Genomic DNA, 25,234 nt, shown 5'->3' on the forward strand with positions numbered 1-25,234 from the left:
ATCCGGTCCCGCGGCCATGCGGTCCCCCCGTCTGACGGAGGCAACGGCCCCTATCCGGTCTCTTCCTCCTCGTTCTCGGAGATCACGTGCATGGCCGCCTCCTCGGCTCCGCGGGCGCCACCGTCGATGCCGACGTCGCTCGCGACGAGTGCGGCCTCCGTGTCGGGATGGGCGCCCTCGTCCGGGGCGACGAGCCGCCCCGCATCGGGCCCGCCGACCTCCTCGTCGACCGGTTCGCCCTCGCCGCCCGGCACGTCCCCGATCCCGTCGCCCTCCGGCTCCGTCTCCTCGGGCACCTCCCGGGCCAGCCGCCGGTCCATCGTCTCGCCCTCGCGCTGCTCGGCCGCGGTGGTGCCCGGCTCGTCCACCGCCAGCGGCCTCTCCGGCGGGGAGTACCCCTCCTCCATCGGCTCCGATCCGCGGTCGACGAGGGTGTCCTCCGATTCGAGCGGGCCGATGTCCTCGACCACGTCCTCCTCGCCCTGAGGCTGGTAGACCTCGTCCCCCATGCCGTTCTCCGTCACGTCCGCACCGCCTTGCCTGCCGCGTCCCACGCTTACCCGCCTCCCTCCCGGGTCTCCGGTCCGCCGTAGGGCAAACGCGGTTCGGCCTCACGCAGCCCGGCCCTTCGCGAGGAACCGGCGCAGCCGGCGCAGCGGCCAGGTGTTGATGACGTCGTCCGGGGTGAGCCAGCCCCGCTGCGCGGTGCCGACGCCGTAGCGCAGCTGGGCGAGGTGCGGCACGGAGTGGGCGTCGGTGTTCACGGCGAACTTCGCGCCGTGTTCCCGGGCCCGCAGAATGTCCTCGTCGCACAGGTCGAGCCGGTCGGGCTGGGCGTTGACCTCCAGCGCGGTACCGGTGCGGGCGCAGACCGCGAAGACCTCGTCCCAGTCGGCGTCGACTCCCGGCCGCTTGCCGATCAGACGGGTGGTCGGATGGCCGAGCACATTGACGTACGGGTTCTCGCACGCCCGCACGAGCCGCCTGGTCGTCGCCTTCCGGCCCAGGTCGAAGTGGGAGTGCAGAGAGGCCACACAGAGGTCGAAGCCCGCGAGGAAGTCGTCGGGCCAGTCCACCTCCCCCTCGGGGCCGATGTTCAGCTCGGTGCCGTGCAGCAGCCGCATCCCGTGATGGGTGCCGTCCAGCGCCCGCACCCGCTCCCGCTGGGCGAGCATCTTCTCGTCCGTCATGCGCTGCATGTACAGGTTGGGCGCGTGATCGGTGACCGCGTAGTACGCATAGCCGCGCGCGGCGGCGGCCTCCACCATCGTCTCCAGCGACGCGAGGCCGTCGGTGAGGTCGGTGTGGGTGTGCAGATCGCCGCGTACGCTCCGCTCGGTCACCACCTCGGGCAGCTCGCCGCGCAGCGCCGCCTCGATCTCCCCGCGGTCCTCCCGCAGCGTCGGGGGGATCCAGGGCAGGCCGAGCCGGGCGTAGACCTCCTCCTCCGAACGGGAGGCGAGTGACTGGCCGCTGTCCGCGTCGAACAGGCCGTATTCGGACAGTTTCAGCCCCTGCCGAACGGCGATGGTGCGGGTGCGGATGTTGTGCGCCTTGGCCCCGGTGAAGTACTGGAGCCCGGCCCCCCAGGAGTCCGGCGGCAGGACCCGCAGGTCGACCTGGACGCCCTTGGTGGTACGGATCGACGTCTTCTTCGCGCCGTGGGCGATCACCTCGGCGGTGGACTGCAGCCCACGGAGTGCGTCCATGAAGGGGGCGGACCGTTTCGCCGCGACCAGTACGTCGATGTCCCCGACGGTCTCCTTCATGCGGCGCAGGGACCCGGCGCAGGTGCAGCGCTTGCAGCCGGTCACGTCCGAGAGTTCGGCGACGATCTCCTCGGCGGTGTCGACGGCCAGGTGCAGCGGAATGCGGGAACCCGCCTGCTGGAGCAGGGCGATGCCGTGCCGGATGTTGTCCTGGGTCTTCGCGCCGAAGCCCTTCAGATCGTGCAGGGCGTCCGCCTCGATCGCGGCGGCCAGTTCGCTCACCGACGCGATGTGCAGGTCCTCGTAGAGCCGCATCGCCTTCTTCGGGCCGAGGGTGGGGATCGCGATCAGCTCCCGCACCCCGGCGGGGATCCGCGCCCGGCGCTCCTCGACCGCGGAGACGGTGCCGGTGCGCAGATACTCGAGCACCTTCTCGGCGATCGACCGGCCCACGTTCGGTATGTCGCGCAGCCCGTCGGCGTCCAGCCGGGAGACGTCGTCGGGGTATCCGCCGATGGCACGCGCGGCCTTCTCGTAGGCGCGCACCTTGAACGCGTCGCCTCCCGTGATAGCGATGAGGTCCGCGTACTCCTGAAGGAGCGCCTCGACCTCGTCGTTGGGCCGGGCCACATCTCAGAGTCTAGGCACGCACAAACGGACGGCGCCCATCGGCGCCGTCCGCTGCAAGTGTCCGAGGGGGGACTTGAACCCCCACGCCCGATAAAGGGCACTAGCACCTCAAGCTAGCGCGTCTGCCATTCCGCCACCCGGACAAGGTGTCTGTCGCGCGGGCTCCCCCGCGGCGACGAAGGAAACATTACCAGGCTTTCGGTGGCGTTCGATCACACCCCGTTCCGGCGTGAACGGCGCGTGACGGACCGGACAGCGCCTTGGGGCGGGGCGGGGGTCGGAGAGAGGATGAGGGGAACCAGCGGCAGCGTGACAGTGGGAGGAGACAGCGTGACCGAGACCGGCACGGCCAGGAACGTCACCGGCGAGGACGAGGTTGTGGACCTCTGCCGTGAGCTGATCCGGATCGACACCAGCAACTACGGCGACCACTCCGGCCCCGGCGAGCGCAGGGCCGCCGAGTACGTCGCCGAGAAGCTGGCCGAGGTGGGGCTCGAACCGCAGATCTTCGAGTCGCACAAGGGCCGTGCCTCCACGGTGGCCCGTATCGAGGGCGAGGACCCCTCGCGGCCCGCGCTGCTGATCCACGGCCACACCGACGTGGTACCGGCCAACGCCCAGGACTGGACCCACCATCCGTTCTCCGGCGAGATCGCCGACGGGTGCGTATGGGGGCGCGGCGCGGTCGACATGAAGGACATGGACGCCATGACGCTGGCCGTCGTCCGGGACCGGCTGCGCAGCGGGCGCAGGCCGCCGCGCGACATCGTCCTTGCGTTCCTCGCGGACGAGGAGGCCGGTGGCACCTACGGCGCCCGGCACCTCGTCGACCACCACCCCGGCCTCTTCGACGGCGTCACCGAGGCGATCAGCGAGGTGGGCGGCTTCTCGTTCACCGTGAACGAGCAGCGGCGGCTGTATCTGATCCAGACGGCCGAGAAGGGCATGCACTGGATGAAGCTGACCGTGGCCGGCACGGCGGGGCACGGGTCGATGATCCACCGGGACCACGCGATCACCGAGCTCTCCGAGGCGGTGGCGCGGCTCGGGCGGCACAGGTTCCCCGTGCGGGTCACCAAGACCACCCGCGCCTTCCTCGACGAACTCGGCGACGCGCTCGGCACCGAACTCGACCCGGAGGACATGGAGTCGACCCTCGCCAAGCTCGGGGGCCTCGCGAAGCTCATCGGCGCGAGCCTGAGAAACACGGCCAATCCCACGCAGCTGAACGCCGGTTACAAGGTGAACGTCATCCCGGGTGAGGCCACGGCCCATGTCGACGGGCGCTTCCTGCCCGGCTTCGAGGAGGAGTTCCTCGCCGACCTCGACCGGATCCTCGGGCCCCGTGTGCGGCGGGAGGACCTGCACTCCGACAAGGCCGTCGAGACGACCTTCGACGGGGCGCTCGTGGAGGCGATGCAGTCCGCGCTGCTGGCCGAGGACCCGGGGGCGAAGGCGATCCCGTACATGCTCTCCGCGGGCACGGACGCCAAGTCCTTCGACGAACTGGGCATTCGCGGCTTCGGGTTCGTGCCCCTGAAGCTGCCCCCGGAGCTGGACTTCGCGGGCATGTTCCACGGCGTCGACGAGCGGGTCCCGGTGGACGCCCTGAAGTTCGGCGTGCGAGTCCTGGACCGGTTCATCGACGCGTCCTGAACGCCCGCCCAACACCCTTGATTCCGTCCCGGTTTGCGTGCTGAAACGAGACTGCAGTAATCGCCAGCGCGTACGGGCGCCGACCGGGACGGGTGAATGCGACCATAAGCTCGTAGCTCCATTACTCCCTCCTCGTTACATGGGGTGCGGTCCGAGGCAGGGATCGCATTTGCCAAGCAAGGAGGAATAATGATCAAGAAGGTCGTCGCTGCTGCGGCCGCCACCGGTGGTCTGGTTCTCGCGAGCGCGGGTCTGGCTGCCGCCGACGCTGGTGCCCAGGGTGCCGCCGTGCACTCCCCGGGCGTCGTGTCCGGCAACGTCATCCAGGTTCCCGTGCACGTCCCGGTGAACGTCTGCGGCAACACGATCTCGGTGATCGGGCTGCTGAACCCCGCCTTCGGCAACACCTGCATCAACAAGTGACGTTGTGCCTCACCCCGTGAGGGGCCTCACCCGCGAGGGTCGGGGCCCGTCGGCCCCGGAGTGCGTGCCATGCGCTCCGGGGCCGACCGGTTCCTCGTCCCCGCTCGCCCGCTAGGGCGAGCTCAAGAAGGTTCACGACAAGGTTGAAGGCAGGGAAATCAGCAATGCGACAGGTCACCCGCAAGGGCCTGATGACCGTGGCGGCGGCGACCGGCGTCCTCGCTGTCACCGGCGGCTATGCGCACGCCGACTCGGGTGCGAGGGGAACGGCCGCGGGCTCGCCCGGCGTGCTGTCCGGCAACACCGTCCAGGTTCCCGTCCACGTCCCGGTGAACGTCTGCGGAAACACCGTGAACGTGATCGGGCTCCTCAACCCGGCGGTGGGCAACGCGTGCGCCAACACCGGCGGCGGCGCGCACACCGGAGGGGGCGGCGGCTCCCACGCGGGCGGTCACACCGGTGGCTCGCCTGGCGTCGGCTCCGGCAACACCGTCCAGGTGCCGGTGGATGTGCCGGTCAACGTCTGCGGCAACAGTGTGAACGTGGTCGGGATCGGCAACGGCGCGGTGGGCGACCACTGCGCCAACACCGGCGGCGGTCACTCGACGACTCCGCCCGGCGGCGGCCACCAGCCCCCTCCGGGCGGCGGCCACCAGCCCCCTCCGGGCGGCGGCCACCAGCCTCCCCCGGGCGGCGGTGGCACCACGCCTCCCGGTGGAGGCGGTACGACACCTCCCGGCGGGGGCGGCAGCACGCCCGGTACGCCGGGACACCCCGGTCAGCCTGGTCACCCCGGCACGCCCCAGCGGCCGGGCGGCGGTGGCTCCCAGCACGTCAGCCACCCCGGCGGGCCCTCCCTCACCCGGCCCGCGGGCAGCGCCCAGCTCGCCCACACCGGCAGTGACCTGCCGCTCGGCCTGCTGGCACCGGCGAGCGCGGGTGCCCTGCTCGGCGGCGCCCTGCTCTACCGCAGGTCACGCGCGACGAGGTAAGGCGCCGGGCACAGGGAGGAGAGCGCCGATCGTCGCCGCGCATACGCACGCCGTGACAGCGCGTTTCCCGCGGCGGACGAGGCGGGACAGAGCGCCTCGAAACGCCGCACTCTCCCTGCCTGGGCGCCCCGGAAACGGATCGGGCCCCGCAGACGCGGGGCCCGATCCGTTTCAGCCGCCTTCACTCACCACGTGGCGCGCACCTGGCGGATGATCCGCCGGCGCAACCGCACCTTGCGGCTGCCGTCCCGCAGCAGGCTCAGTCGGTCCAGCTCCCAGTGTCCGTACTCGGCATGGTCCGTCAGCAGACGTGTGGCGTCCTTGCGGGACACCCCGCGCGGTACGTACACGTCGACAAATTCGTATTCCGGCATCGCATCTATTGTGCGGGCTGGGGCCCGGTACGGATAGCGTCTGCACTATGTCTGATGCTGCGCAGCCCACCGCTGCCGAGGTACGTGCCGCCGCCGAGGCGGTCAAGACCGCGCTAGACCGCCACCTGGCCGCGGTCGAGCGCCGGACGGGTGAGGACGACCCGGCCGTCTACGAGGCGTTCAACGAGCTGGCCGCGGCGGCCGAGGAGTACGACGAACTGCTTTACGACCGCTATGACGAGGTCACACCTTTCGAGATCCCCGGCGCGGAGGACGCACTCCCGCCGTACACGGGCCCCGAGGAACCGAACGCGCTGAGCGTGCTGATCCGCCGGGACTACGCGGTGGCGGAGCCGCAGCGGCTGCTGGCGCAGGCGCGGCGCGTGGAGGACGCGGACGCGGACGGCCCACTGGAGTCGTCGGCCGGCACCGTCCACGGCGCGCTCGGTGTGCTCTTCGGGGAGTTCGAACCGGACGAGATCGCCTCCCGGCACAAGGAGTTCGGCCTGGAAGAGGGCGACTCCACCCTGTGGGTGACGGCCGCCGACGAACCGGCGGAACCGGGGGAATGGCTGGAGACGCCCTTCGAGCAGGTCGATCCGCAGCGGGTCGTCTGCCGCTTCGACGTCAGCTCGGTCTTCGACGACGAGCCGGACGAGGACGACGCGGAGGAGGACCTCCGGCTCGATGCGGAGCTGCCCGGCGAGCTGGACGACGACGAGGAGCTGGAACCGCTGGACGCCGAACGCTAGGCGGGGAAGGGCGGCGCTGCCGTAAGGCCGAAGGCCCCCGGCGCCGCCACCCGGCCCTCATTCCCCGGCCGTCGGCGCCTGAGGCCGCAGCAGTACGGTCAGGCGGGTGGTCCGTGGCCCTGCCGCGACCTCGGCCACGGCCCGCGGCAGGGCCTGCTCCACTCCGTGCACCACGGACAGATGGCGGACCGCCCGGCCGAAGGCCGTGTACACCCAGGGCCGGCTGAGGGACTGGGCGGCGTCGCCGGGAAGCACCACCACGGCCGCGGGCCAGCGCTGCCCCACCGCCTGGTGAGCGGTCAGCGCCCAGCCGTGGCGCACAAACTGCTCCACCCGCTCCCTGGGTACGACCACGGCGACGCCGGCGCACTCCAGATGCAGTCCCTCCGCGTCCGCCGTCACCACGCGACCCGGGAGCGCACGGCCCGGCACGGGGGAGTAGACGATCCTGTCCCCGGGGTCGAAGCCGCCGAAGCGGCCGGGACCGGGGTTCAGCCGCTCCTTGAGGGCCGCGTTCAGCGCCCGTGTGCCGGCCGCGCCACCGTGCCCCGGCGTGATCACCTGCGTCTCCTCCGAGGGAACGCCGATCGCACGCGGCACCGAGTCCGCGACCAGCTGCACGGTCCGGTGCACGGCCTCCCCGGCGTCCCCGACCGGCACGATCACCACCTCCTTGCCGGGCGCGTCGACCTGCGGAAGCTCACCGACACCGATCGCGGAGACCAACTCGCCGAGCGGCCCCGGATCGGGGGTTCGGGAGGCGATCTGCGGGCACACACGCGCGGCGAGCAGATCGGCGAACACCCGTCCGGGACCGGCCGACCACAGCACATTCGGGTCACCGCTCAGCACCAGGCGGGCCCCGTCGGGCAGCGACTCGACGAGCAGCGCCGCCGTCTCGACGTCCAGCTGGGGCGCGTCCAGCACGATGAGCAGGTCCAGGTCCAGCGCGCCGTCCGCGTCCCGCCCGGGGCCCTCGGCACCGGACAGCAGACCCGCCACCGTGGCCAGCGCCGCGTGCGCCTGTTCCTCGGAGGTGTCCGCCGGACCGAGCCGTGCGAGCAGCGCGGCGAACGCCTCCCGTCCGGCCGGGCCGTGCGTGGCGGCCCAGGCGCGCGCACCGAGCCGGTGCGCCTCGCGCAGCAGCGTGGCCGGCTCGATGCGGGAGGCCTCCCCGCCGGTGTGCAGCACCAGTCCGTGACCCGCGACCGCGCGGATCAGCTCCGCCGCCGAGCCCTGCGCCGAGCCGGCCGCCCGCTCCCAGTCCTGCGCCGAACCGCCCTCCTTCGGCGCGGAGCCGGCCAGCCGGGCCAGTCCGTCGGCGAGGCTCTCCTCTGCGAGCGCGTACCGCTCCAGACCGACCAGGGCGCGGACCGGCCGGTCCGCGTCGTCCTCGTCGCCATCCCGGGTGTGGGTCTCCAGCGCGTCCTGGAAGACGAGAGCCTCACCCTCGGCGATCGTGCCGCGCACCGCCGTCTCCGGGTCCGGCACCGAGCGCTGCGCGAGCGCGGTGTGAAGGGCGGGGAGTTCCAGCGCCGTGTGTCCGGCCACGGCTGCCTGCTCCAGCAGCCAGACCGTCATCGCGCGCGCCCGCCGCTCGTCGTCCGGCCGGCACTCGGCGCCGAGCAGGGCCCGGGCGAACCCGTCCGTCTGCTCGGGCCGCACCCCGGGGACCCGCAGCAGCAGCCAGGGGTCCGCGCGCAGACGTGCGTCCACGTCTTCGCCGAGAGCCGCGGCGGCCTGGGGAGCCAGGGCTTCGGGCGCACCGCCCTCGGCCAGCACGGCCCGCACGGCCGAGACGGCCTCGGCGGCGGGGGCCACACCGGCTGCCGGGGGTGCCTCGGGCAGGGTGCGCCGCACGGGCTCGGGGGTGGGACGGCGCGGGGCGGGAGCCGGCTCGCTGAAGGCGCTCGGCACCGGCTTGGCGCCGCCCTCCACGGCCCGCACGGCCGCGAGCAGGTCGGCGGCCTTGCCGCTGAGCTTCCCGCCGGCCTCGATCGGCCCCGTCTTCTCCGCCTTCCGCCGCTCGATCCGTTCCCGCTCCACCCGCTGAGCGGCCAGCTCGGCCTCGGCCTCCGACCTCTGTGACGAGGTACCGTCGCCCGCGTCGCCCGCGTCGGCCATCTCACCGTCGCCGTCGCCCGCGTCGGCCGTACCACCGTCACGGTCGCCCGTATCGGCCGTACCGCCGTCGCCGTCACCGGCCTCTGCCGTGCCGCCCGCATCGGCGGCCGTGGCTCCGCCCGACCCGGTTCCGGCCTCGTCGGCCGGTTCCCCCGGAGGGGAGGCCGTCTCCGTGGTTTCCGGGTCCGTGCTCACAGCGTGCTCCAGTCGTGATCGGGATAGCGGTGCACCGGGGCCGACACATCGTCCAGCGCCCGGCAGATCTCGTCAGGAAGACTAAGCGTCTCCACTGACAACGCCGCCGTGAGCTGCTGCGCGTTGCGCGCACCGAGGATCGGCGCGACCACCCCCGGCCGGTCGCGGACCCAGGCCAGCGCCACCTGGAGCGGCGTCGCGGCGAGCCCGTCGGCGGCCGTCTGCACCGCGTCCACGATGCTGCTCGCCGTGTCGTCGAGGTAGGGCTCGACGAACGGGGCCATGTGCTCCGACCCCCCGCGCGAGTCGGGCGGCGTCGCATGACGGTACTTGCCGCTGAGCACCCCACGGCCCAGCGGAGAGGACGGCAGCAGCCCGACCCCGAGGTCCAGGGCGGCCGGCAGCACCTCGCGTTCCACGCCCCGCTGGAGCAGCGAGTACTCCATCTGCGTGCTGGCGATCCGGGTACGGACCCCCGGCGCCGCCAGCTGCCACGTCGCCGCCTTCGCGAGCTGCCAGCCGCAGAAGTTGGACACGCCCGCGTACCGCGCCCGGCCGCTGGAGACCGCCAGGTCGAGTGCCCCCAGGGTCTCCTCCAGCGGGGTGTACGGGTCGAAGGCATGGAGGTGCCACACGTCGACGTGGTCCGTGCCGAGGCGGGCGAGCGAGGCGTCCAGCGCGGCGAGCAGATGGCCGCGCGAGCCGTCGAAACGACGGTCGGGGTCGGGTACGCTCCCCGCCTTCGTCGAGACCACCAAGTCCCGGCGCGGCACGAGACCGTCCATCAGTCGTCCGAGCAGATACTCGGCCTCCCCGTCCCCGTACACGTCCGCCGTGTCGACGAGGGTTCCGCCCGCTTCCCAGAACACCTTCAACTGCTCCGCGGCGTCGTGCTCGTCCGTGTCCCGCCCCCATGTCAGGGTGCCGAGTCCGATGCGGGACACACGAAGGCCGGTACGGCCGAGATGCCTCTGCTCCATGGACGCCGAGATTACTGGCCGGAACTGGCCACGTGGGGGCCTGTGGACAACCGATTTCCCCAGTCCCCGCGCTGATTTCCCCTCCCCCCGCGGTGATTTCCGCCTGCCCCTGCGCTCCACGCGTGCCACCACGACGACCGGCGCCCCCAGTCCGGCAGCGTCGCCGCCCGGACACCGGCCCCCTGCAACGACGCGCGCCACCGCCAGGCGCCGGCCTCCCCTCCGGGCGCACCGCCGCGCTATGGTCTGCGCACAAGGGACGTTACTGATCGGTAAGGGGAATCGGCCATGCAGCTCGGGATCAACCTCGGCTACTGGGGCGCGGGAATGGACGCGGACAACCTCGCCGTCGCCCAGGAGGCCGACCGGCTCGGCTACGCGGTGTGCTGGGCCGCCGAGGCCTACGGCTCCGACGCGGCCACCGTGCTCTCCTGGGTCGCCGCGCAGACCGAGCGCATCGACGTCGGCTCCGCGATTTTCCAGATCCCGGCCCGCCAGCCCGCGATGACCGCGATGACGGCCGCCACCCTCGACTCGCTCTCCGGCGGCCGCTTCCGCCTCGGCCTCGGCGTGTCCGGGCCGCAGGTCTCCGAGGGCTGGTACGGCGTCAAGTTCGACAAGCCGCTGTCCCGCACCCGGGAGTACGTGGAGATCGTACGCAGGGCGATGACGCGGGAGCGGCTGTCGTACGAAGGCGAGCACTGGACCCTCCCGCTGCCCGACGGCCCCGGCAAGCCGATCAAGCTCACCGTGCACCCGCAGCGCGAGCACATCCCGCTCTACATCGCCGCGATCGGCCCCAAGAACCTGGAGCAGACCGGTGAGATCGCCGACGGGGCCCTGCTCATCTTCCCCTCGGCCGACCACATCGAGGAGACCGCGATCGGGTATCTGCGCGCCGGACGCGAGAAGGCCGGCAAGACCCTCGACGGCTTCGACGTCTGCCCCACGCTCCCGCTCGCGCTCGGTGACGACAAGGACGTGGCGGCCCTGGCCGACACCTTCCGTCCCTACACCGCCCTCTACGTCGGCGGCATGGGCAGCCGCAAGCAGAACTTCTACAACCAGCTCGCCCAGCGCATGGGGTACGAGAAGGCCGCCGCCGAGATCCAGGACAAGTACCTGGCCGGCGACAAGGAAGGCGCAGCGGCCGCCGTCCCGCACGAGCTGATCGACCGGACCACCCTGTTGGGTTCCGTTGACCGCATCGCCGACCGGATGAGGGCCTACGCCGAGGCCGGCGTCACCACGCTCACGCTGGCCCCCGCGGGCTTCACCCTGGACGAGCGGATCGCCTCCCTCCGGGCGGGATCCGACGCCCTGGAGCGGGCCGGGCTCGCGTAACCCGCGGAGGGATCTCCCCGGAGGGGCTTCACACAGAGGTCTCCACGGCCGTGGTGGGGGCTCGGGGGTCCTCCCCGCCACGGCCGTCACGGGGAACAACGCCTGGGCGGGCCCCCGGTTACGCGCGGGCCCGCGCCCGCGCGTCCTTCGTTCGGCGGAGTTCTCCGCCACACGTGTTGCCGCACCTCTGGCGCCCCACTTGACTCGTTCTTTGCGGACCCCTGCAGAGAGGCGTCAGTGATGCTTTCGGCCAAGAGCCTGTTCCAGGAGATCTTCGACAACGACGAGTCGTTCCGGCTCTTCTGTTCCATAGCCGCCGGTGGTGAGTCACAGGGCGGCTGGGAGAACGGCCGCATCGCCGCACTCGTGCCGGCGGAGGAGCGCAGGCTCGCGTCCAGGATCGGCAGGCACGGCGCCGACGAGGACAAACACGGGCGTATCTTCCGCGCGCTGCTGAGGAAGCGCGGGCTCGAGCCCGTCCGGGTACCGCCCGAGACGGACTACACGATGCTCCTGGAGAAGCACGGCATCGGGCTCGCCCACGAGAAGCTGAGGGGCGACCGGAAGCTGACCGTGCAGGACATCGTCACCTATCTGGCCCACAGCAGGGTCACCGAGCAGCGTGCCTCCGAGCAGATGGAGCTGCTCTGCAAGCACTTCGGCGACCACCCCGACGTGGGCCGCGCGATCCGGATGATCTCCCGCGACGAGGACAACCACCTCGCCTACTGCCACGAGGAACTGCTGCGTTTCGTGCACGCCGGACACGGCCGCGACATCCAGCGGACGCTGCGCGAGTGCGCACTGGCCGAGATCCGTGTCCACCGGGACGTCAGCCTCGCCGTGATGGCCCGTATGGGGCGGATCCTGAGCTGGCCGAAGGCCAAGTCCGCGCTGCTCGCGGCCGGCATCCACGCGACGTACTGCTACGAGCGCGCCGGCGGCTGGCGGCGCATGGTGTCGCTGAGGATGCCGGAACGCCGGGACGCCCTGGGCGGCGACGCGGGCGCTACATCCAGCCCCGCCGCTTGAACAACCGGTACAGCACGACCTCCAGGACCGCCATCACCAGGATCACCGCCGGGTACGACGCCACCCAGTGCAGCTCCGGCATGTGGTCGAAGTTCATGCCGTAGATCCCCGCGATCATCGTCGGAACCGCGGCCATCGCCGCCCACGCCGAGATCTTCCGCATGTCGTCGTTCTGCCGGACGCTCATCTGCGCCAGATGCGCCGACAGCACGTCGGACACCAGCCGGTCCAGGCCCTCCACCGACTCGTTCACCCGGGTCAGATGGTCGTGGACGTCCCGGAAGAAGGGCCGCGACTTCTCCTGCACGAACGGCACCGTCGCACCGGACACCCCCTGCCCCGCCAGCCGGGCCAGCGGCGGCGCCAGCGGGACCGTCGCCCGCCGGAACTCCAGCACCTGCCGTTTGAAGGTGTAGATCCGAGACGCCGTGTGCCGGGAACCCCCGGACGAGGGCGAGAAGACCTCCTCCTCCAGTTCCTCCAGGTCGGTCCCCAGTTCGGTCGCCACCTCCAGGTACTGGTCCACGACGGAGTCCGCGATGGAGTACAGCACCCCCGTCGGCCCGTGCCGCAGCATCTCCGGCTGCTCCTCCAGATGACGGCGGATGGAACCGAGCGGCATGTCCTCGCCGTGGCGCACGGTGACCACGAAGGAGTCACCGAGGAAGACCATCAGCTCGCCGGTACTGACGGTGTCGCTGCGAGGCTCGTACGACACCGGTTTGAACACCATGAACAGCGAGTCCTCGTACACCTCCAGCTTGGGCCGCTGGTGCGCCTTCAAGGCGTCCTCCACGGCCAGCGGATGGAGTCCGAACTCCTCCGTCACCAGGTCGAACTCCTTCTCCGTCGGCTCGTACAGGCCGATCCACAAGAAGGTGTCCCCCGAGGCGCGTGCCTCCTGAAGCGCGTCGGAGAGATCCTCGGGCCCCTCCGTCCGGCGCCCGTCTCGGTATATGGCGCAGTCGACGATCACGGAGCGCATTCTCCCGTCAGCGGGTTCCGCCCGCGTACCGGGCCCTGTCCGGGCCTTCCGCCGCCGCTCGCCGGCCCACCACCGTTCCCCCGGCCCGGGCCGGGAGGCGTCCCCGTACGCTGGACGGCATGCCCACGTTGATCCTCGTCCGGCACGGACGCTCCACCGCCAACACCGCGGGACTCCTCGCCGGCTGGACGCCCGGCGTCGCCCTCGACGAGCGCGGCACCGCGCAGGCCGCGGCCCTGCCGGACCGGCTCGCCGAGGTGCCGATCGCCGAGGTCGTCGCGAGCCCCCTTCAGCGCTGTCAGGAGACCGTCCAGCCGCTGCTCGACGCCCGTCCCGGGCTGCGCGCCCACACCGACGAGCGCATCGGCGAATGCCATTACGGCGACTGGTCCGGCCGCAAGCTCGCCGAGCTGAAGGACGAGCTGTTGATGGAGGTGGTCCAGGCCCACCCGTCGGCGGCGGCCTTCCCGGGCGGTGAGTCGATGCGGGCCATGCAGACCCGGGCCGCGGAAGCGGTGCGGGAGTGGAACGCGCGCGTGGAGCGCGACCACGGCGCCGACGCGGTGTACCTCATGTGTTCGCACGGTGACATCATCAAATCGCTTGTCGCGGACGCGCTCGGACTTCATCTCGACCTCTTCCAGCGGATCTCTGTGGAACCGTGTTCCATCACCGCGATCCGTTACACCCGGCTGCGGCCATTTCTCGTTCGCCTCGGGGACACCGGGGATTTCGCCTCCCTCGTACCCCGTGCGGAGCCCTCCGGTCCGGACGCCACGGTCGGGGGCGGTGCGGGCGCACCGTGATCGTCGGCCGCAGTAGGGTGAAGCGGTCGCACCAGCGCAGTAGTTGTCAGCAACCGGAACGGGCAGGCGAGGTCGGCCGGTCCCGGTCCCGATCCAATGGAGACAGGACGTGTCCCGTCAGGTGTTCCTCTACGACCCTCCGGACCGTTTCGTGGCCGGTACGGTCGGGCTGCCCGGGCGCCGTACCTTCTTCCTACAGGCCACTGCCGGACCCCGGGTGACCAGCGTGGCCCTGGAGAAGACCCAGGTCGCGGCGCTCGCCGAGCGCATGGACGAGCTGCTGGACGAGGTCGTGCGGCGCAGCGGCGGCAGTGCCGCCGTCCCCGCCGTGGCCCCCGCGGAGATCGCCGACACGGCTCCGCTGGACACCCCCATCGAGGAGGAGTTCCGCGTCGGCACCATGGCCTTGGCCTGGGACGGCGAGGAACAGCGCATGATCGTCGAGGCCCAGGCCCTCGTGGAACTGGACGCCGACTCCGACGAGGACCTCGCCGAGGCCGAGGAGCGGCTGCTCCAGGACGAGGAGAACGGTCCGCCGATGCTGCGGGTCCGGCTTACCGGCGCACAGGCCAGGGCCTTCGCCAAACGCGCCCTCGACGTCGTCAACGCCGGCCGGCCCCCGTGCCCGCTGTGCAGCCTCCCGCTCGACCCGGAAGGACATGTATGTCCGCGCCAGAACGGATACCGCCGCGGAGCGTGACCACGGCCGACCTGCTCGCCGAGGGCGAGCTGACCGTACGCGGACGCATCCGCGACGCGTCCAACGCGGCGCTGTACTGCACGGTCTCCTGCGACGGGCGGGAAGCCGCCTGCATCTACAAGCCCGTCGCCGGGGAGCGCCCCCTGTGGGACTTCCCCGACGGCACGCTGGCCCAGCGCGAGGTCGCCGCCTACGAGGTGTCCGAGGTGACCGGCTGGGGGCTCGTTCCGCCCACCGTGCTGCGCGAGGGCCCCTACGGCGAGGGCATGTGCCAGCTGTGGATCGAGCCCGTGCCCGACGGCGAGCTGCTCGCGCTGGTGGACGCCGAGGAGCCGGAGCCCGGCTGGAAGGCGATCGGGCTGGCGGACGTCGGCGAGGGGAAGACGGCGCTGCTGGTGCACGCCGACGACGTCCGGCTGCGGCGCCTGGCCGTCCTCGACGCGGTGATCAACAACGCCGACCGCAAGGGCGGCCATCTGCTGCCCGGGGCCGGTGGGCGCCTGTACGGCATCGACCACGGGGTGACCTTCCACACCGAGAACAAGCTGCGCACGCTGCTGTGGGGGTGGGCGGGCGAGCCGCTGACCGGGGAGGCGGTCGAGGCGCTCAAGGGCCTCGAGGAGGCCCTGGAGGAGGGCGCGGCACTGGCCGGGCGACTGGCCAAGCTGATCACCCCGGCTGAGCTCGACGCCATGCGCGCGCGGGTCGAGGCGTTGCTGGTCTCGGGGAGACATCCCGAGCCGACCGGGGAATGGCCGGCGATCCCCTGGCCGCCGGTGTGAGGCCCGAGCGGCGGCCGCCCCGGGGAGCCGGCGTGCGCCGGCCGCCGGGGCCCGGCTGACGCACACCGGCTTCAGGGGGACGAACCGGCGGGTCCTGCACATCGCCGGGTTTCCCGCAAGAGCGCCTTCCCGGCCATCCCGGCCGGTCCGGTTCGTATACGCAACTTCCGGCCGGTTAGGCTCAGGGCATGCATGCCTGGCCCGCTTCCGAGGTCCCCGCCCTGCCTGGTCAGGGCCGCGACCTGAGGATCCACGACACCGCGACCGGCGGTCCGGTCACCCTGGACCCCGGTCCCGTCGCCCGCATCTACGTCTGCGGCATCACGCCGTACGACGCGACCCACATGGGTCACGCGGCGACCTACAACGCGTTCGACCTCGTCCAGCGCGTGTGGCTGGACACCAAGCGGCAGGTGCACTACGTCCAGAACGTCACCGACGTCGACGACCCCCTCCTGGAACGCGCCCAGCGCGACAGCGTCGAGTGGTCGGCCCTCGCCGAACGGGAGACCGCCCTGTTCCGCGAGGACATGACCGCGCTGCGGATGCTTCCCCCGCGGCACTACATAGGCGCGGTCGAGGCGATACCCGGGATCGTGCCGCTCGTCGAGCGGCTGCGCGACCTGGGCGCAGCCTACGAACTCGAAGGAGACGTCTACTTCTCCGTCGAGTCGGACCCCAACTTCGGCAAGGTGTCCCGGCTGGACGCCGCCGCCATGCGCCTGCTGTCCGCGGAGCGCGGCGGCGACCCGGACCGTCCGGGCAAGAAGAACCCGCTCGACCCGATGCTCTGGATGGCCGCCCGTGACGGCGAGCCCAGCTGGGACGGCGGCTCGCTGGGCCACGGCCGGCCCGGCTGGCACATCGAGTGCGTGGCCATCGCGCTGGACCACCTGGGCATGGGCTTCGACGTGCAGGGCGGCGGATCCGACCTCGCCTTCCCGCACCACGAGATGGGCGCCTCCCACGCCCAGGTGCTGACCGGCGAGTTCCCGATGGCCAAGGCCTACGTCCACGCCGGCATGGTGGCCCTGGACGGCCAGAAGATGTCCAAGTCCAAGGGCAACCTGGTCTTCGTCTCCCGGCTCAGGCGGGACGGCGTCGATCCCGGCGCGATCCGGCTCGCGCTGCACGCCCACCACTACCGGTCCGACTGGGAGTGGACCGACCAGGTGCTCCAGGAGGCCGTGGCACGGCTCGAGCGCTGGCGCGCCGCCGTGTCGCGTCCCGACGGCCCGCCTGCGGAGGCCCTCGTCGAGGAGATCCGCGAGGCCCTCGCGAACGACCTGGACGCCCCGGCCGCGCTCGCCGCGGTCGACCGCTGGGCCGCCCTCCAGCAGGAGAGCGGCGGCACGGACACGGGCGCACCCGGTGTGGTCTCGCGTGCCGTGGACGCGCTGCTCGGCGTGGCCCTCTGACCACGCCCCGGAAACGTCGGCAGCGAGGAGCGGCGCCGGGCCGGTCGTCATGACCGGCCCGGCGCCGCTCCTCGTCTCCGTGGCGGTCGGCCGTCCTGAGCCGTCACCGCCGGCTGACCGGCGACCGCCCGTCAGTCCTCCGCGGAGTCCTCGTCGTCACCGCCCGTCCGCGGTGGCTTCGGCGGCCGCGGACGGCCACCAGGGGTGTCCCGCCGGTACGAGCCGCCGTCGCCGCCGTCCGCCGTGGCGTGCCCGCCGGGCGGGCTGACATCCCGTCGGCGCAGATACCGCTCGAACTCGCGGGCGATCGCCTCGCCCGACGCCTCCGGCAACTCGGCGGTGTCCCGGGCCTCCTCCAGCGTCTGGACGTACTCGGCGACCTCGCTGTCCTCCGCCGCCAGCTGGTCCACGCCGAGCTGCCAGGCACGCGCGTCCTCGGGCAGCTCGCCCAGCGGGATGCGCAGGTCGAGCAGGTCCTCCAGACGGTTGAGCAGGGCCAGCGTGGCCTTCGGGTTCGGCGGCTGGGACACATAGTGCGGAACCGCCGCCCACAGCGAGACGGCCGGGACGCCCGCGTGCGTGCAGGCCTCCTGGAGGACCCCCACGATGCCCGTGGGGCCCTCGTACTTGGTCTCCTCCAGGTCCATCCGGCGAGCCAGGTCCGAGTCGGACGTGGTCCCGCTGATGGGGACCGGACGCGTGTGCGGGGTGTCACCGAGCAGAGCCCCCAGGATGACCACCAGCTCCACACCCAGCTCATGGGCGAAGCCCAGCAGCTCGTTGCAGAACGAGCGCCAGCGCATCGACGGCTCGATGCCACGGACCAGGACCAGGTCGCGGGGCTTCTCGCCGCCGACGCGGACCACCGAGAGACGGGTCGTGGGCCAGGTGATCTTGCGGACCCCGGCCTCCATGAACACGGTGGGGCGGTTCACCTGGAAGTCGTAGTAGTCCTCGGCGTCCAGCGCCGCGAACACCTCGCCCTTCCACTCCCTGTCCAGATGCGCGACCGCGGTGGAAGCGGCGTCGCCGGCATCGTTCCAGCCCTCGAACGCGGCCACCATGACCGGGTCGATCAGCTCGGGAACCCCCTCGAGCTCGATCACCCAGCGCCTCCTTCCGACGAGCCCTCACGTACGTCCCAACCTTACGGCGTGCGGCGGGGACGCCCGCAGCCCCCTTGCACGGGGGAGTGAACGGATGACTGCCCCGTACGGAGCCGTCGAACACCCATGATCGTCACTCAGGGCCGTGCCGTCCCGAGGTGATCCACCCCTGCGAGGGGTCGGAACGCCGGGCGCGGCCACTGTTCGGCGGACGATGTGCACGCTCGCCGACGGCCCGGAGCGCGGCTTGTCCAACCGGGCGGCGAGCGTGCCCGGTTGACGTTCAACGACCAGGGGAGCCGCCATGGCCGCCGCGGCCGGCTCCGAGGGACGACGCCCGCCGGTCCCCTCAGGCGCCGCCGGGCACCAGCAGCTCGACCCGCTCACTCATGCCGCGGCCTCCTCGGCAAGCAGCCGCAGCGCCTCCAGGGAGACGACCGCGCCGCGCTCCACACCCCGGGCCACCACCGCGCGGTGCGGGTCGTAGCCGCCCGTGGAGAACGAGGCGTCCTCGTCGACCAGTTCGTCGGCGTTGGCCCCGTCCACCACGAGCACGCCGCCCGCCACGAGCCCGCGCAGCGAGGCGGTCACCAGCAGAGCGGACAGCTCCATCTCGATCGCCGCGAGACCCGCCCCGTCGTACGCGTTCAGCGGGATCAGCCCGGGCTGGAAGGCCGCACGAGTCCACACGATCCCCCGGTGGTGCGGCACGCCGGCCTCCCGCGCCGCGTGCTGCACGGCGAGGACCGCCTCGGGCGCCGACACGGCCGGGTACTCGGGCGGCAGCAACTGCTGGGTCACGCCGTCGTCCCGCACGGCGGCCTCGGCGATCACCAGGTCGCCGTCGCCGATTCCCGGTTTCATCGAGCCCGCCGTGCCCAGCCGCAAAAACGTGCGGACCCCCGCGTCCGCCAGTTCCTGGAAGAGCAGGATCGCCCCCGGCGCCCCCACCCCGTGCGAGGCCACCGTCACCCCCAGTCCCTTCCAGCTCCCGCGGAACACCCGGTACTCGCGGTGGTACGAGACCTCCTCCGTCCCCTCCAGCAGCGCGGCGACCGTGGCCGCGCGGGCCGGGTCGCCGACGACGACGGCGTACGGGGGAAGCCCGGTGCGCGGAATGCGGGTGACGGGCGACAGATCCCGTGTCGTCGGGTCCTGCGTCATCGGGCGACTCCTGTGGGTCGGTGAGACCGGGCGGCGTGCATGCGGCGAAGGCCATGGCACACACCGGACACCGTACGCAGCCGAACCCGCCCGGTGTCACCGACGGCCCGCGGCCGGACCGCGTACCGGTGGCCGGCTCGCCGGGCCCGGGCGAGGCCGGGCGGGCCGGAAGGAAACGGACACGCGAAAGGGGCGGCTTCGTGCGGGAAGCCGCCCCTCGTCGCGGGGACCTACTTCTTGTCGAGCAGGTCCTGCACCTTGCCGCGCACCTCGTCCGTGGCCAGGCCGCGGATCGTCAGGGTGGTGCGGCGGCGCAGCACGTCATCCGCCGTCTCGGCCCACTCGTGATCCCTGGCGTAGACGACCTGCGCCCAGATCTCCGGCGCGTCGGGGTGGACACGCTCGCCCAGCTCGGGGTTCTCGTTGGCGATCCGCGCGATGTCGAACGCCAGCGAGCCGTAGTGGGTCGCCAGGTGCTTGGCGGTGTCCGGCGCCATCCGCGGACCGGGCGCCGGACCGTCGACGACCAGCCGGTGGGCGACCGCGCGCGGGTTGGCGATGCCCGGCAGCGGCAGCTTCTTCGGCAGCGTGGAGATCGGCTCGAAGTCGTCGCCGAGCGGACGGCCCGGCAGTGACTCCAGCTTCTGCATGACCGTACGGCCGATGTGCCGGAAGGTGGTCCACTTGCCGCCCGCGACGGACAGCATGCCGCCCTTGCCCTCGGTGACGACGGTCTCGCGCTTGGCCTTCGCCGTGTCGCCGGGACCGCCGGGCAGCACCCGCAGACCGGCGAAGGAGTAGGTGATCAGCTCGCGCCGCAGCTGCTGGTCGCGGACGGAGAAGGCCGCCTCGTCGAGGATCTGGGCGATGTCCTTCTCGTTCACCCCCACCTCGGCCGGATCGCCCTCGAACTCCTCGTCCGTGGTGCCGAGCAGCAGCATGTCCTCCCAGGGGAGGGCGAAGGTGATGCGGTACTTGTCGATCGGCGTCGCGAGCGCCGCCTTCCAGGGGGAGGTGCGCTTGAGGACCAGGTGCACACCCTTGGACAGGCGTATGGAGGGCGCCGCGTTCGGGTCCTCCATACGGCGCAGGTGGTCGACCCAGGGGCCGGTCGCGTTCAGCACCAGCCGCGCGTCGACACCGAACTCGTCCCCGGACTGCCGGTCCCTCAGCTCGGCACCGGTGACCCGGCCCCGGGTGAAGCGCAGGCCGGTGACCTCCGCGTGGTTCAGCACGACGGCGCCCGCCTCGACGGCCGCGCGGACCGTCATCAGCGCCATGCGGGCGTCGTTCATCTGGTCGTCGCCGTACACGGCCACGGCCTTGAGGTTCTCGGTGCGCAGCTCCGGCACGTCCTGCTGCGCCTTGGCCGGCGACAGCAGGTGGCCCACGCCGTCACCGAACCCCGACAGCGCGGAGTAGGCGAAGACGCCCGCCCCGAGCTTCGCCGCGCCGTGCGGCCCGCCCTTGTACACGGGGAGGTAGAACGTAAGCGGGTTCGCCAGGTGGGGGGCCACCTGACGGGACACCGCACGGCGCTCGAAGTGGTTCTCCGCCACCAGCTTCACCGCGCCGGTCTGCAGGTAGCGCAGTCCGCCGTGGAGCAGCTTGGAGGAGGCGGAGGAGGTGGCGCCGGCGAAGTCGCCGGCGTCCACCAGCGCCACCCGCAGGCCCGACTGTGCGGCATGCCAGGCCGTGGAGATGCCCAGGATCCCGCCACCGATCACCAGGAGGTCGTACGTCGCCTTGGACAGCTGCTCCCGGGTCTCGACGCGGCTCGGGTGGGAGCCATAGGCCGGGTGGGTCCCCAGAGCCGGGACACTCTGCAGGGTGGTCATTGCGAATTACTCCTCGTCTTCGATCCAGCCCATGGTCCGCTCGACGGCCTTGAGCCAGTTCTTGTACTCACGGTCGCGGGTCTCCGCGTCCATGTGGGGCGTCCACTCGGCGGCCCGGCGCCAGTTGGCGCGCAGGTCGTCGGTGCTGGTCCAGAAGCCGACGGCGAGACCGGCGGCGTAGGCGGCGCCGAGGCAGGTGGTCTCGGCGACCATGGGGCGCACCACCGGCGCGTCCAGGACATCCGAGAGCGTCTGCATCAGCAGGTTGTTGGAGGTCATGCCGCCGTCGACCTTGAGGGCCGCGAGCTCGACGCCGGAGTCCTTCGTCATGGCGTCGGTGATCTCGCGGGTCTGCCAGGCGGTGGCCTCCAGGACGGCGCGCGCGAGGTGCGCCTTGGTGACGTACCGGGTCAGACCGGCGATCACACCGCGGGCGTCGGAGCGCCAGTACGGGGCGAACAGACCGGAGAAGGCCGGTACGAAGTAGGCGCCGCCGTTGTCCTCGACCGACAGTGCGAGGGTCTCGATCTCGGCGGCGGTGGAGATCAGGCCCATCTGGTCGCGCATCCACTGCACCAGGGAGCCGGTGACGGCGATCGAGCCCTCCAGGGCGTAGACCGGCTGCTGGTCGCCGATCCGGTAGCCGACGGTGGTCAGCAGGCCCGAGTAGGAGTTGATGATCTTCTCACCGGTGTTCATCAGCATGAAGGTGCCGGTGCCGTAGGTGGACTTGGCCTCGCCCTCGGAGAAGCAGGTCTGGCCGAACAGGGCCGCCTGCTGGTCGCCGAGCGCGGAGGCCACCGGGATGCCGCCGAGCAGCTCGCCGAGGCGTCCGCCGGTGATCTCGCCGTAGACCTCGGCGGAGGAGCGGATCTCCGGCAGCATCGCGAGCGGCACGCCGATGGACTCGGCGATCTTCTCGTCCCACTCCAGGGTGTGCAGGTTCATCAGCATGGTGCGGGAGGCGTTGGTGACGTCGGTGACGTGGTGGCCACCGTCGACACCGCCGGTGAGGTTCCAGATGACCCAGGTGTCCATGGTGCCGAAGAGGATGTCCCCGGCCTCGGCGCGCTCCCGCAGCCCCTCGACGTTGTCGAGCAGCCAGCGGGCCTTGGGGCCGGCGAAGTACGAGGCCAGCGGAAGGCCGGTCTCGCGGCGGAAGCGGTCCTGGCCGACGTTGCGGCCGAGCTCCTTGCACAGCGCGTCGGTGCGGGTGTCCTGCCAGACGATCGCGTTGTGAACGGGCTCACCGGTGTTCTTGTCCCACAGCACGGTGGTCTCGCGCTGGTTGGTGATGCCGATGGCCTTGATGTCGTCCCGGGTGATGCCGGCCTTCTCGATGGCTCCGGCGACGACTTCCTGGACGTTGGTCCAGATCTCGGTGGCGTTGTGCTCGACCCAGCCCGGCTTCGGGAAGATCTGCTCGTGCTCCTTCTGGTCGACGGAGACGATACGGCCGTCCCGGTCGAAGACGATGCAGCGCGAAGAGGTCGTGCCCTGGTCGATGGCGGCGATGAACGGGCCGGCGGTGTGTGCGTCGGTCACGGTGTGCTCCTGGGATTCCGTGGATATGAGGGGCGGTCTATACGGCGCGGTGCTGAGAGGCGAGATGCCCGGGGGAACTCAGTGTTCTCAGGCGAAGGCGACGTTGTATATGCCTGCGGCGATCGCGGCGCCGACCAGCGGACCGACGACCGGAACCCAGGCGTAGCCCCAGTCGGAGCCCCCCTTGTTGGGCAGGGGAAGGAGGGCGTGCACGATGCGCGGACCGAGGTCACGGGCCGGGTTGATCGCGTAACCGGTCGGGCCGCCCAGGGAGAGGCCGATCCCGACGACCACGAACGCGGTGATCAGGGCGCCCAGGGTGCCCAGGCCGTTGCCCTTGTCGTTGAGGCCCTGCGTGAGGACCGCGAGCACCAGCACGATCGTGCCGATGATCTCCGTGGCCAGGTTCAGCACCGCGTTCCGGATCTCGGGACCGGTGGAGAAGACGCCGAGCACGGGGCCGGCCTGGGCCTCCTGCGCCTCCACGGCCTTGGTGTCCTGCGCCCCCGGACCACCGACGATCTCTCTGTCGGTGAGGTGGGCGTGGAACTGGCCGTAGTAGGCGACCCAGACCAGGGCGGCACCGATCATGGCGCCGAGCAGCTGGCCGGCCCAGTAGACCGGGACGTGGCTCCAGTCGCCGTCCTTGATGGCGAGCGCGAGCGTCACGGCGGGGTTGAGGTGGGCGCCGGAGAGCGGTGCCGAGGTGTAGACCGCCGTCAGAACGGCGAAGCCCCACCCGAAGGTGATGGCCAGCCAGCCGGCGTTCCGGGCCTTGGAGGCCTTCAGTGTGACGGCGGCGCACACGCCGCCACCGAGCAGGATGAGTATGGCGGTACCGATGGTCTCGCCGATGAAGATGTCGGAGCTGGACACCCGCGACTCCTTTGTCCTTCGTCCAGGGGGAAGGCGAACCCCGGGTCCCTCCGGTGGTTCGCGCCCTCGGGGGTGAGAGCGATGTCGGCCCTTGGCGCTGTGACACTCTAACGCGTATTGCCGTCAGGTGTTCGACAATGCCGACCGATGGACGGGAGTCTCGCTTCCGGTTCGCCGGATCGTCAAGGGTCCTGTTATCGAATGCAGGATCGTTATTGATCGCTCAGAGTTATGGATCTTGGATTAGGGGCCCATCGGGCGCGAGCAGGCACGTTTCGTGGCCGCCCCAGGTGACGGGGGGCTGCGGGCGAGGGGGCCTGGCGGGGCGGTTTGTGACGCTGTGTCACCTGGCGGAGGGGGCCGGGGAAGGGGTTCCGGGCGGCCGGGGAGCCCTGGGCCGGCGGCCTGGAGGGCGTGCGCCCGGCCGGAGCATCGCGCGGGCGTGCGAAAGGGCCGGTAACGGCGGAGGGGCGGGCTCGGCGGACGGGCCGGGTACGGCGAAGGGGCCGGGTACGGCGAAGGGGCGGGCTCGGCGGACGGGCGGGTACAGCGGAGGGGCGGGTACGGCGAAAGGGCCGGGTACGGCGAAGGGCCGGGCTCGGCGGACGGGCCGGTGCGGCGGAGGGGCGGGTGCAGCGGAGGGGCGGGTACGGCGAAAGGGCCGGGTGCGGCGAAGGGCCGGGCTCGGCGGACGGGCCGGTGCGGCGGACGGGCGGGTACAGCGGAGGGGCGGGTACGGCGAAAGGGCCGGGTACGGCGAAAGGGCCGGGTACGCGGAGGGGCCGGTGCGGCGGAGGGGCGGGTACAGCGGAGGGGCGGGTACGGCGACAGGGCCGGGTACGCGGAGGGGCGGGTACAGCGGAGGGGCGGGTACAGCGGAGGGGCGGGTACGGCGACAGGGCCGGGTACGGCGAAAGGGTGGACACGGCGAAGGGCCGGCACGTCGTGTACCGGCCGTGAGTGTCCTGTCTTCGAGGACGGAGGGCTCAGAACCGCCCGGCGCCCAGGTCCCGCGACACCGCGCGGGCGCAGTCGCGTACCGCCGCGATCAGCTCGGGGCGCAGCTCGCCGTCCCGGCACACCCGTTCCACGGCGCCGGTGATCCCGACCGCGCCCACCGGCATCCGCCGCCGGTCGTGGATGGGCGCCGCCACCGAGGCCACCCCGGTCCAGGTCTCCTCGACGTCCGCCGCGTACCCCCGGGCCCTGGTCAGGTCCAGGAGGTGCTCGAAGTCCCCCAGATCGCACACCGTCCGGTCGGTGAACGCCTTCCGGTCGTTCTCCAGCGCCTCGCTGTGCGCCACCGGGTCGTGCGCCGCCAGCACCTTGCCGAGCGCGGTGGAGTGCAGTGGCTGCATGGCCCCGATCTCCAGGACCTGCCGGCTGTCGTCGGGACGGAAGACGTGGTGCACGATCAGTACGCCCTGCTGGTGCAGCACCCCTAGATAGACGCTTTCCCCGCTGGCCCGGGCCAGGTCGTCCGTCCACACCAGGGCGCGCGCCCTCAGCTCGTGCACGTCGAGATACGTGGTCCCGAGGCGCAGCAGTTCCGCCCCCAGCTGATAGCGGCCGGAGGCCGCGTCCTGCTCGACGAACCCCTCCTGCTGCAGTGTGCGGAGTATGCCGTGGGCCGTGCCCTTGGCGAGACTCAGTGACGAGGCGATGTCCGACAGGCCGAGCCGTCGCTCGCCGCCCGCGAGCAGCCGCAGCATCGCGGCCGCCCGTTCGAGCGACTGGATGTTCCGTGCCATCGCCGTCCTGCCTCCGTCCTTCGACCGTCTGCCGACCGTCGTATACCACCGT

Annotated in this window: 22 protein-coding genes and 1 tRNA gene; 10 read left to right on the top strand and 13 right to left on the bottom strand. The window is 71.9% G+C overall.

Features of this window, described 5'->3' with window-relative positions; genetic code table 11:
* Window positions 1–50: 50 nt before the first annotated feature.
* The 3 genes from ABZ876_RS29485 to ABZ876_RS29495 form a co-directional block, all read right to left on the bottom strand.
* Window positions 51–509, bottom strand: coding sequence for a DUF5709 domain-containing protein (locus ABZ876_RS29485; protein ID WP_361787678.1), 459 nt, complete (start codon window positions 507–509; stop codon window positions 51–53).
* A 102-nt stretch (window positions 510–611) separates the two neighbouring features.
* Window positions 612–2,339 carry a DNA polymerase/3'-5' exonuclease PolX gene (gene polX / locus ABZ876_RS29490; RefSeq protein ID WP_361787622.1) on the bottom strand — a complete coding sequence of 576 codons (1,728 nt, stop codon included), beginning with the start codon at window positions 2,337–2,339 and terminating at the stop codon, window positions 612–614.
* Window positions 2,340–2,397: 58 nt separating this feature from the next.
* Window positions 2,398–2,482, bottom strand: a tRNA-Leu gene (locus tag ABZ876_RS29495).
* Window positions 2,483–2,669: 187 nt separating this feature from the next.
* Between ABZ876_RS29495 and ABZ876_RS29500 the strand changes: the two genes are divergently transcribed.
* The 3 genes from ABZ876_RS29500 to ABZ876_RS29510 all read left to right on the top strand — a co-directional run bounded on the left by ABZ876_RS29500 (window position 2,670) and on the right by ABZ876_RS29510 (window position 5,410).
* Window positions 2,670–3,995: a M20/M25/M40 family metallo-hydrolase gene (locus ABZ876_RS29500; protein WP_361787624.1), complete on the top strand. Its 1,326-nt coding sequence runs from the start codon at window positions 2,670–2,672 to the stop codon at window positions 3,993–3,995.
* A gap of 189 nt (window positions 3,996–4,184) precedes the next feature.
* Window positions 4,185–4,418, top strand: a complete 234-nt coding sequence (gene chpH, locus ABZ876_RS29505; protein ID WP_234517558.1) for a chaplin ChpH — start codon at window positions 4,185–4,187, stop codon at window positions 4,416–4,418.
* A gap of 164 nt (window positions 4,419–4,582) precedes the next feature.
* Window positions 4,583–5,410 (top strand): chaplin, encoded by an 828-nt coding sequence (locus ABZ876_RS29510; RefSeq protein WP_361787626.1) that lies wholly within the window; start codon window positions 4,583–4,585, stop codon window positions 5,408–5,410.
* A gap of 185 nt (window positions 5,411–5,595) precedes the next feature.
* On the opposite strand, the gene ABZ876_RS29515 is transcribed toward ABZ876_RS29510, so the two are convergent.
* Window positions 5,596–5,784, bottom strand: a complete 189-nt coding sequence (locus ABZ876_RS29515) for a DUF5703 family protein (protein ID WP_030053310.1) — start codon at window positions 5,782–5,784, stop codon at window positions 5,596–5,598.
* A gap of 47 nt (window positions 5,785–5,831) precedes the next feature.
* Between ABZ876_RS29515 and ABZ876_RS29520 the strand changes: the two genes are divergently transcribed.
* Complete coding sequence (locus ABZ876_RS29520; protein ID WP_361787628.1) at window positions 5,832–6,536, top strand: hypothetical protein; 705 nt, start codon at window positions 5,832–5,834, stop codon at window positions 6,534–6,536.
* Window positions 6,537–6,593: 57 nt separating this feature from the next.
* On the opposite strand, the gene ABZ876_RS29525 is transcribed toward ABZ876_RS29520, so the two are convergent.
* Together ABZ876_RS29525 and ABZ876_RS29530 are read right to left on the bottom strand one after the other, a co-directional pair.
* A complete protein-coding gene (locus ABZ876_RS29525) occupies window positions 6,594–8,855 on the bottom strand; it encodes a helix-hairpin-helix domain-containing protein (RefSeq protein WP_361787630.1) in 2,262 nt (753 codons plus the stop codon).
* On the bottom strand, window positions 8,852–9,835 hold the full coding sequence (locus tag ABZ876_RS29530; RefSeq protein WP_361787632.1) for an aldo/keto reductase: 984 nt from the start codon (window positions 9,833–9,835) through the stop codon (window positions 8,852–8,854). The genes ABZ876_RS29525 and ABZ876_RS29530 overlap by 4 nt, the downstream gene beginning before the upstream one ends.
* A gap of 288 nt (window positions 9,836–10,123) precedes the next feature.
* Between ABZ876_RS29530 and ABZ876_RS29535 the strand changes: the two genes are divergently transcribed.
* Both ABZ876_RS29535 and ABZ876_RS29540 read left to right on the top strand, forming a co-directional pair.
* Window positions 10,124–11,179 (top strand): LLM class F420-dependent oxidoreductase, encoded by a 1,056-nt coding sequence (locus tag ABZ876_RS29535; RefSeq protein ID WP_361787634.1) that lies wholly within the window; start codon window positions 10,124–10,126, stop codon window positions 11,177–11,179.
* Window positions 11,180–11,419: 240 nt separating this feature from the next.
* Window positions 11,420–12,211, top strand: coding sequence for a ferritin-like domain-containing protein (locus ABZ876_RS29540; protein WP_361787636.1), 792 nt, complete (start codon window positions 11,420–11,422; stop codon window positions 12,209–12,211).
* Here the strand turns inward: ABZ876_RS29540 and corA are convergent.
* The gene (gene corA / locus ABZ876_RS29545; protein ID WP_361787638.1) at window positions 12,189–13,187 is read right to left on the bottom strand and encodes a magnesium/cobalt transporter CorA; all 999 of its coding nucleotides are present in this window, start codon (window positions 13,185–13,187) and stop codon (window positions 12,189–12,191) included. The two genes, ABZ876_RS29540 and corA, sit on opposite strands and share 23 nt — an antisense overlap.
* 128 nt (window positions 13,188–13,315) lie before the next feature.
* On the opposite strand from corA, the gene ABZ876_RS29550 reads away from it, so the two are divergent.
* The 4 genes from ABZ876_RS29550 (at window position 13,316) to mshC (ending at window position 16,902) form a co-directional block, all read left to right on the top strand.
* Window positions 13,316–14,002, top strand: a complete 687-nt coding sequence (locus ABZ876_RS29550) for a histidine phosphatase family protein (protein ID WP_361787640.1) — start codon at window positions 13,316–13,318, stop codon at window positions 14,000–14,002.
* Window positions 14,003–14,111: 109 nt separating this feature from the next.
* On the top strand, window positions 14,112–14,702 hold the full coding sequence (locus tag ABZ876_RS29555; RefSeq protein WP_361787642.1) for a DUF3090 domain-containing protein: 591 nt from the start codon (window positions 14,112–14,114) through the stop codon (window positions 14,700–14,702).
* On the top strand, window positions 14,666–15,484 hold the full coding sequence (locus ABZ876_RS29560; protein ID WP_361787644.1) for an SCO1664 family protein: 819 nt from the start codon (window positions 14,666–14,668) through the stop codon (window positions 15,482–15,484). The genes ABZ876_RS29555 and ABZ876_RS29560 overlap by 37 nt, the downstream gene beginning before the upstream one ends.
* A gap of 188 nt (window positions 15,485–15,672) precedes the next feature.
* Window positions 15,673–16,902, top strand: coding sequence for a cysteine--1-D-myo-inosityl 2-amino-2-deoxy-alpha-D-glucopyranoside ligase (gene mshC / locus ABZ876_RS29565; RefSeq protein ID WP_361787646.1), 1,230 nt, complete (start codon window positions 15,673–15,675; stop codon window positions 16,900–16,902).
* A 131-nt stretch (window positions 16,903–17,033) separates the two neighbouring features.
* Here the strand turns inward: mshC and ABZ876_RS29570 are convergent, their stop codons facing one another.
* The 6 genes from ABZ876_RS29570 to ABZ876_RS29595 form a co-directional block, all read right to left on the bottom strand.
* Window positions 17,034–18,008, bottom strand: a complete 975-nt coding sequence (locus ABZ876_RS29570; protein WP_361787648.1) for a PAC2 family protein — start codon at window positions 18,006–18,008, stop codon at window positions 17,034–17,036.
* A gap of 387 nt (window positions 18,009–18,395) precedes the next feature.
* Entirely contained in the window at window positions 18,396–19,172 is a 777-nt protein-coding gene (locus ABZ876_RS29575) for a nucleoside phosphorylase (protein ID WP_361787650.1), read from the bottom strand.
* A gap of 230 nt (window positions 19,173–19,402) precedes the next feature.
* Window positions 19,403–21,010 carry a glycerol-3-phosphate dehydrogenase/oxidase gene (locus ABZ876_RS29580; protein ID WP_361787652.1) on the bottom strand — a complete coding sequence of 536 codons (1,608 nt, stop codon included), beginning with the start codon at window positions 21,008–21,010 and terminating at the stop codon, window positions 19,403–19,405.
* 6 nt (window positions 21,011–21,016) lie between these two features.
* Window positions 21,017–22,555 carry a glycerol kinase GlpK gene (gene glpK, locus ABZ876_RS29585; RefSeq protein ID WP_361787654.1) on the bottom strand — a complete coding sequence of 513 codons (1,539 nt, stop codon included), beginning with the start codon at window positions 22,553–22,555 and terminating at the stop codon, window positions 21,017–21,019.
* 87 nt (window positions 22,556–22,642) lie between these two features.
* A complete protein-coding gene (locus ABZ876_RS29590; RefSeq protein WP_361787656.1) occupies window positions 22,643–23,431 on the bottom strand; it encodes an MIP/aquaporin family protein in 789 nt (262 codons plus the stop codon).
* A gap of 986 nt (window positions 23,432–24,417) precedes the next feature.
* On the bottom strand, window positions 24,418–25,182 hold the full coding sequence (locus ABZ876_RS29595; RefSeq protein ID WP_361787658.1) for an IclR family transcriptional regulator: 765 nt from the start codon (window positions 25,180–25,182) through the stop codon (window positions 24,418–24,420).
* Window positions 25,183–25,234: the final 52 nt, after the last annotated feature.

It is taken from the genome of Streptomyces sp. NPDC046931 (assembly GCF_040644655.1).
In the GTDB taxonomy this organism is placed as follows: domain Bacteria; phylum Actinomycetota; class Actinomycetes; order Streptomycetales; family Streptomycetaceae; genus Streptomyces.

Coding starts and splice junctions, on each gene's coding strand:
- ABZ876_RS29485 (WP_361787678.1), bottom strand. CDS start 509: ATGGGGGACGAGGTCTACCAGCCTCAGGGCGAGGAGGACGTGGTCGAG.
- chpH (WP_234517558.1), top strand. CDS start 4,185: ATGATCAAGAAGGTCGTCGCTGCTGCGGCCGCCACCGGTGGTCTGGTT.
- ABZ876_RS29510 (WP_361787626.1), top strand. CDS start 4,583: ATGCGACAGGTCACCCGCAAGGGCCTGATGACCGTGGCGGCGGCGACC.
- ABZ876_RS29515 (WP_030053310.1), bottom strand. CDS start 5,784: ATGCCGGAATACGAATTTGTCGACGTGTACGTACCGCGCGGGGTGTCC.
- ABZ876_RS29520 (WP_361787628.1), top strand. CDS start 5,832: ATGTCTGATGCTGCGCAGCCCACCGCTGCCGAGGTACGTGCCGCCGCC.
- ABZ876_RS29530 (WP_361787632.1), bottom strand. CDS start 9,835: ATGGAGCAGAGGCATCTCGGCCGTACCGGCCTTCGTGTGTCCCGCATC.
- ABZ876_RS29535 (WP_361787634.1), top strand. CDS start 10,124: ATGCAGCTCGGGATCAACCTCGGCTACTGGGGCGCGGGAATGGACGCG.
- ABZ876_RS29540 (WP_361787636.1), top strand. CDS start 11,420: ATGCTTTCGGCCAAGAGCCTGTTCCAGGAGATCTTCGACAACGACGAG.
- ABZ876_RS29550 (WP_361787640.1), top strand. CDS start 13,316: ATGCCCACGTTGATCCTCGTCCGGCACGGACGCTCCACCGCCAACACC.
- ABZ876_RS29560 (WP_361787644.1), top strand. CDS start 14,666: ATGTCCGCGCCAGAACGGATACCGCCGCGGAGCGTGACCACGGCCGAC.
- mshC (WP_361787646.1), top strand. CDS start 15,673: ATGCATGCCTGGCCCGCTTCCGAGGTCCCCGCCCTGCCTGGTCAGGGC.
- ABZ876_RS29575 (WP_361787650.1), bottom strand. CDS start 19,172: ATGACGCAGGACCCGACGACACGGGATCTGTCGCCCGTCACCCGCATT.
- ABZ876_RS29580 (WP_361787652.1), bottom strand. CDS start 21,010: ATGACCACCCTGCAGAGTGTCCCGGCTCTGGGGACCCACCCGGCCTAT.
- ABZ876_RS29595 (WP_361787658.1), bottom strand. CDS start 25,182: ATGGCACGGAACATCCAGTCGCTCGAACGGGCGGCCGCGATGCTGCGG.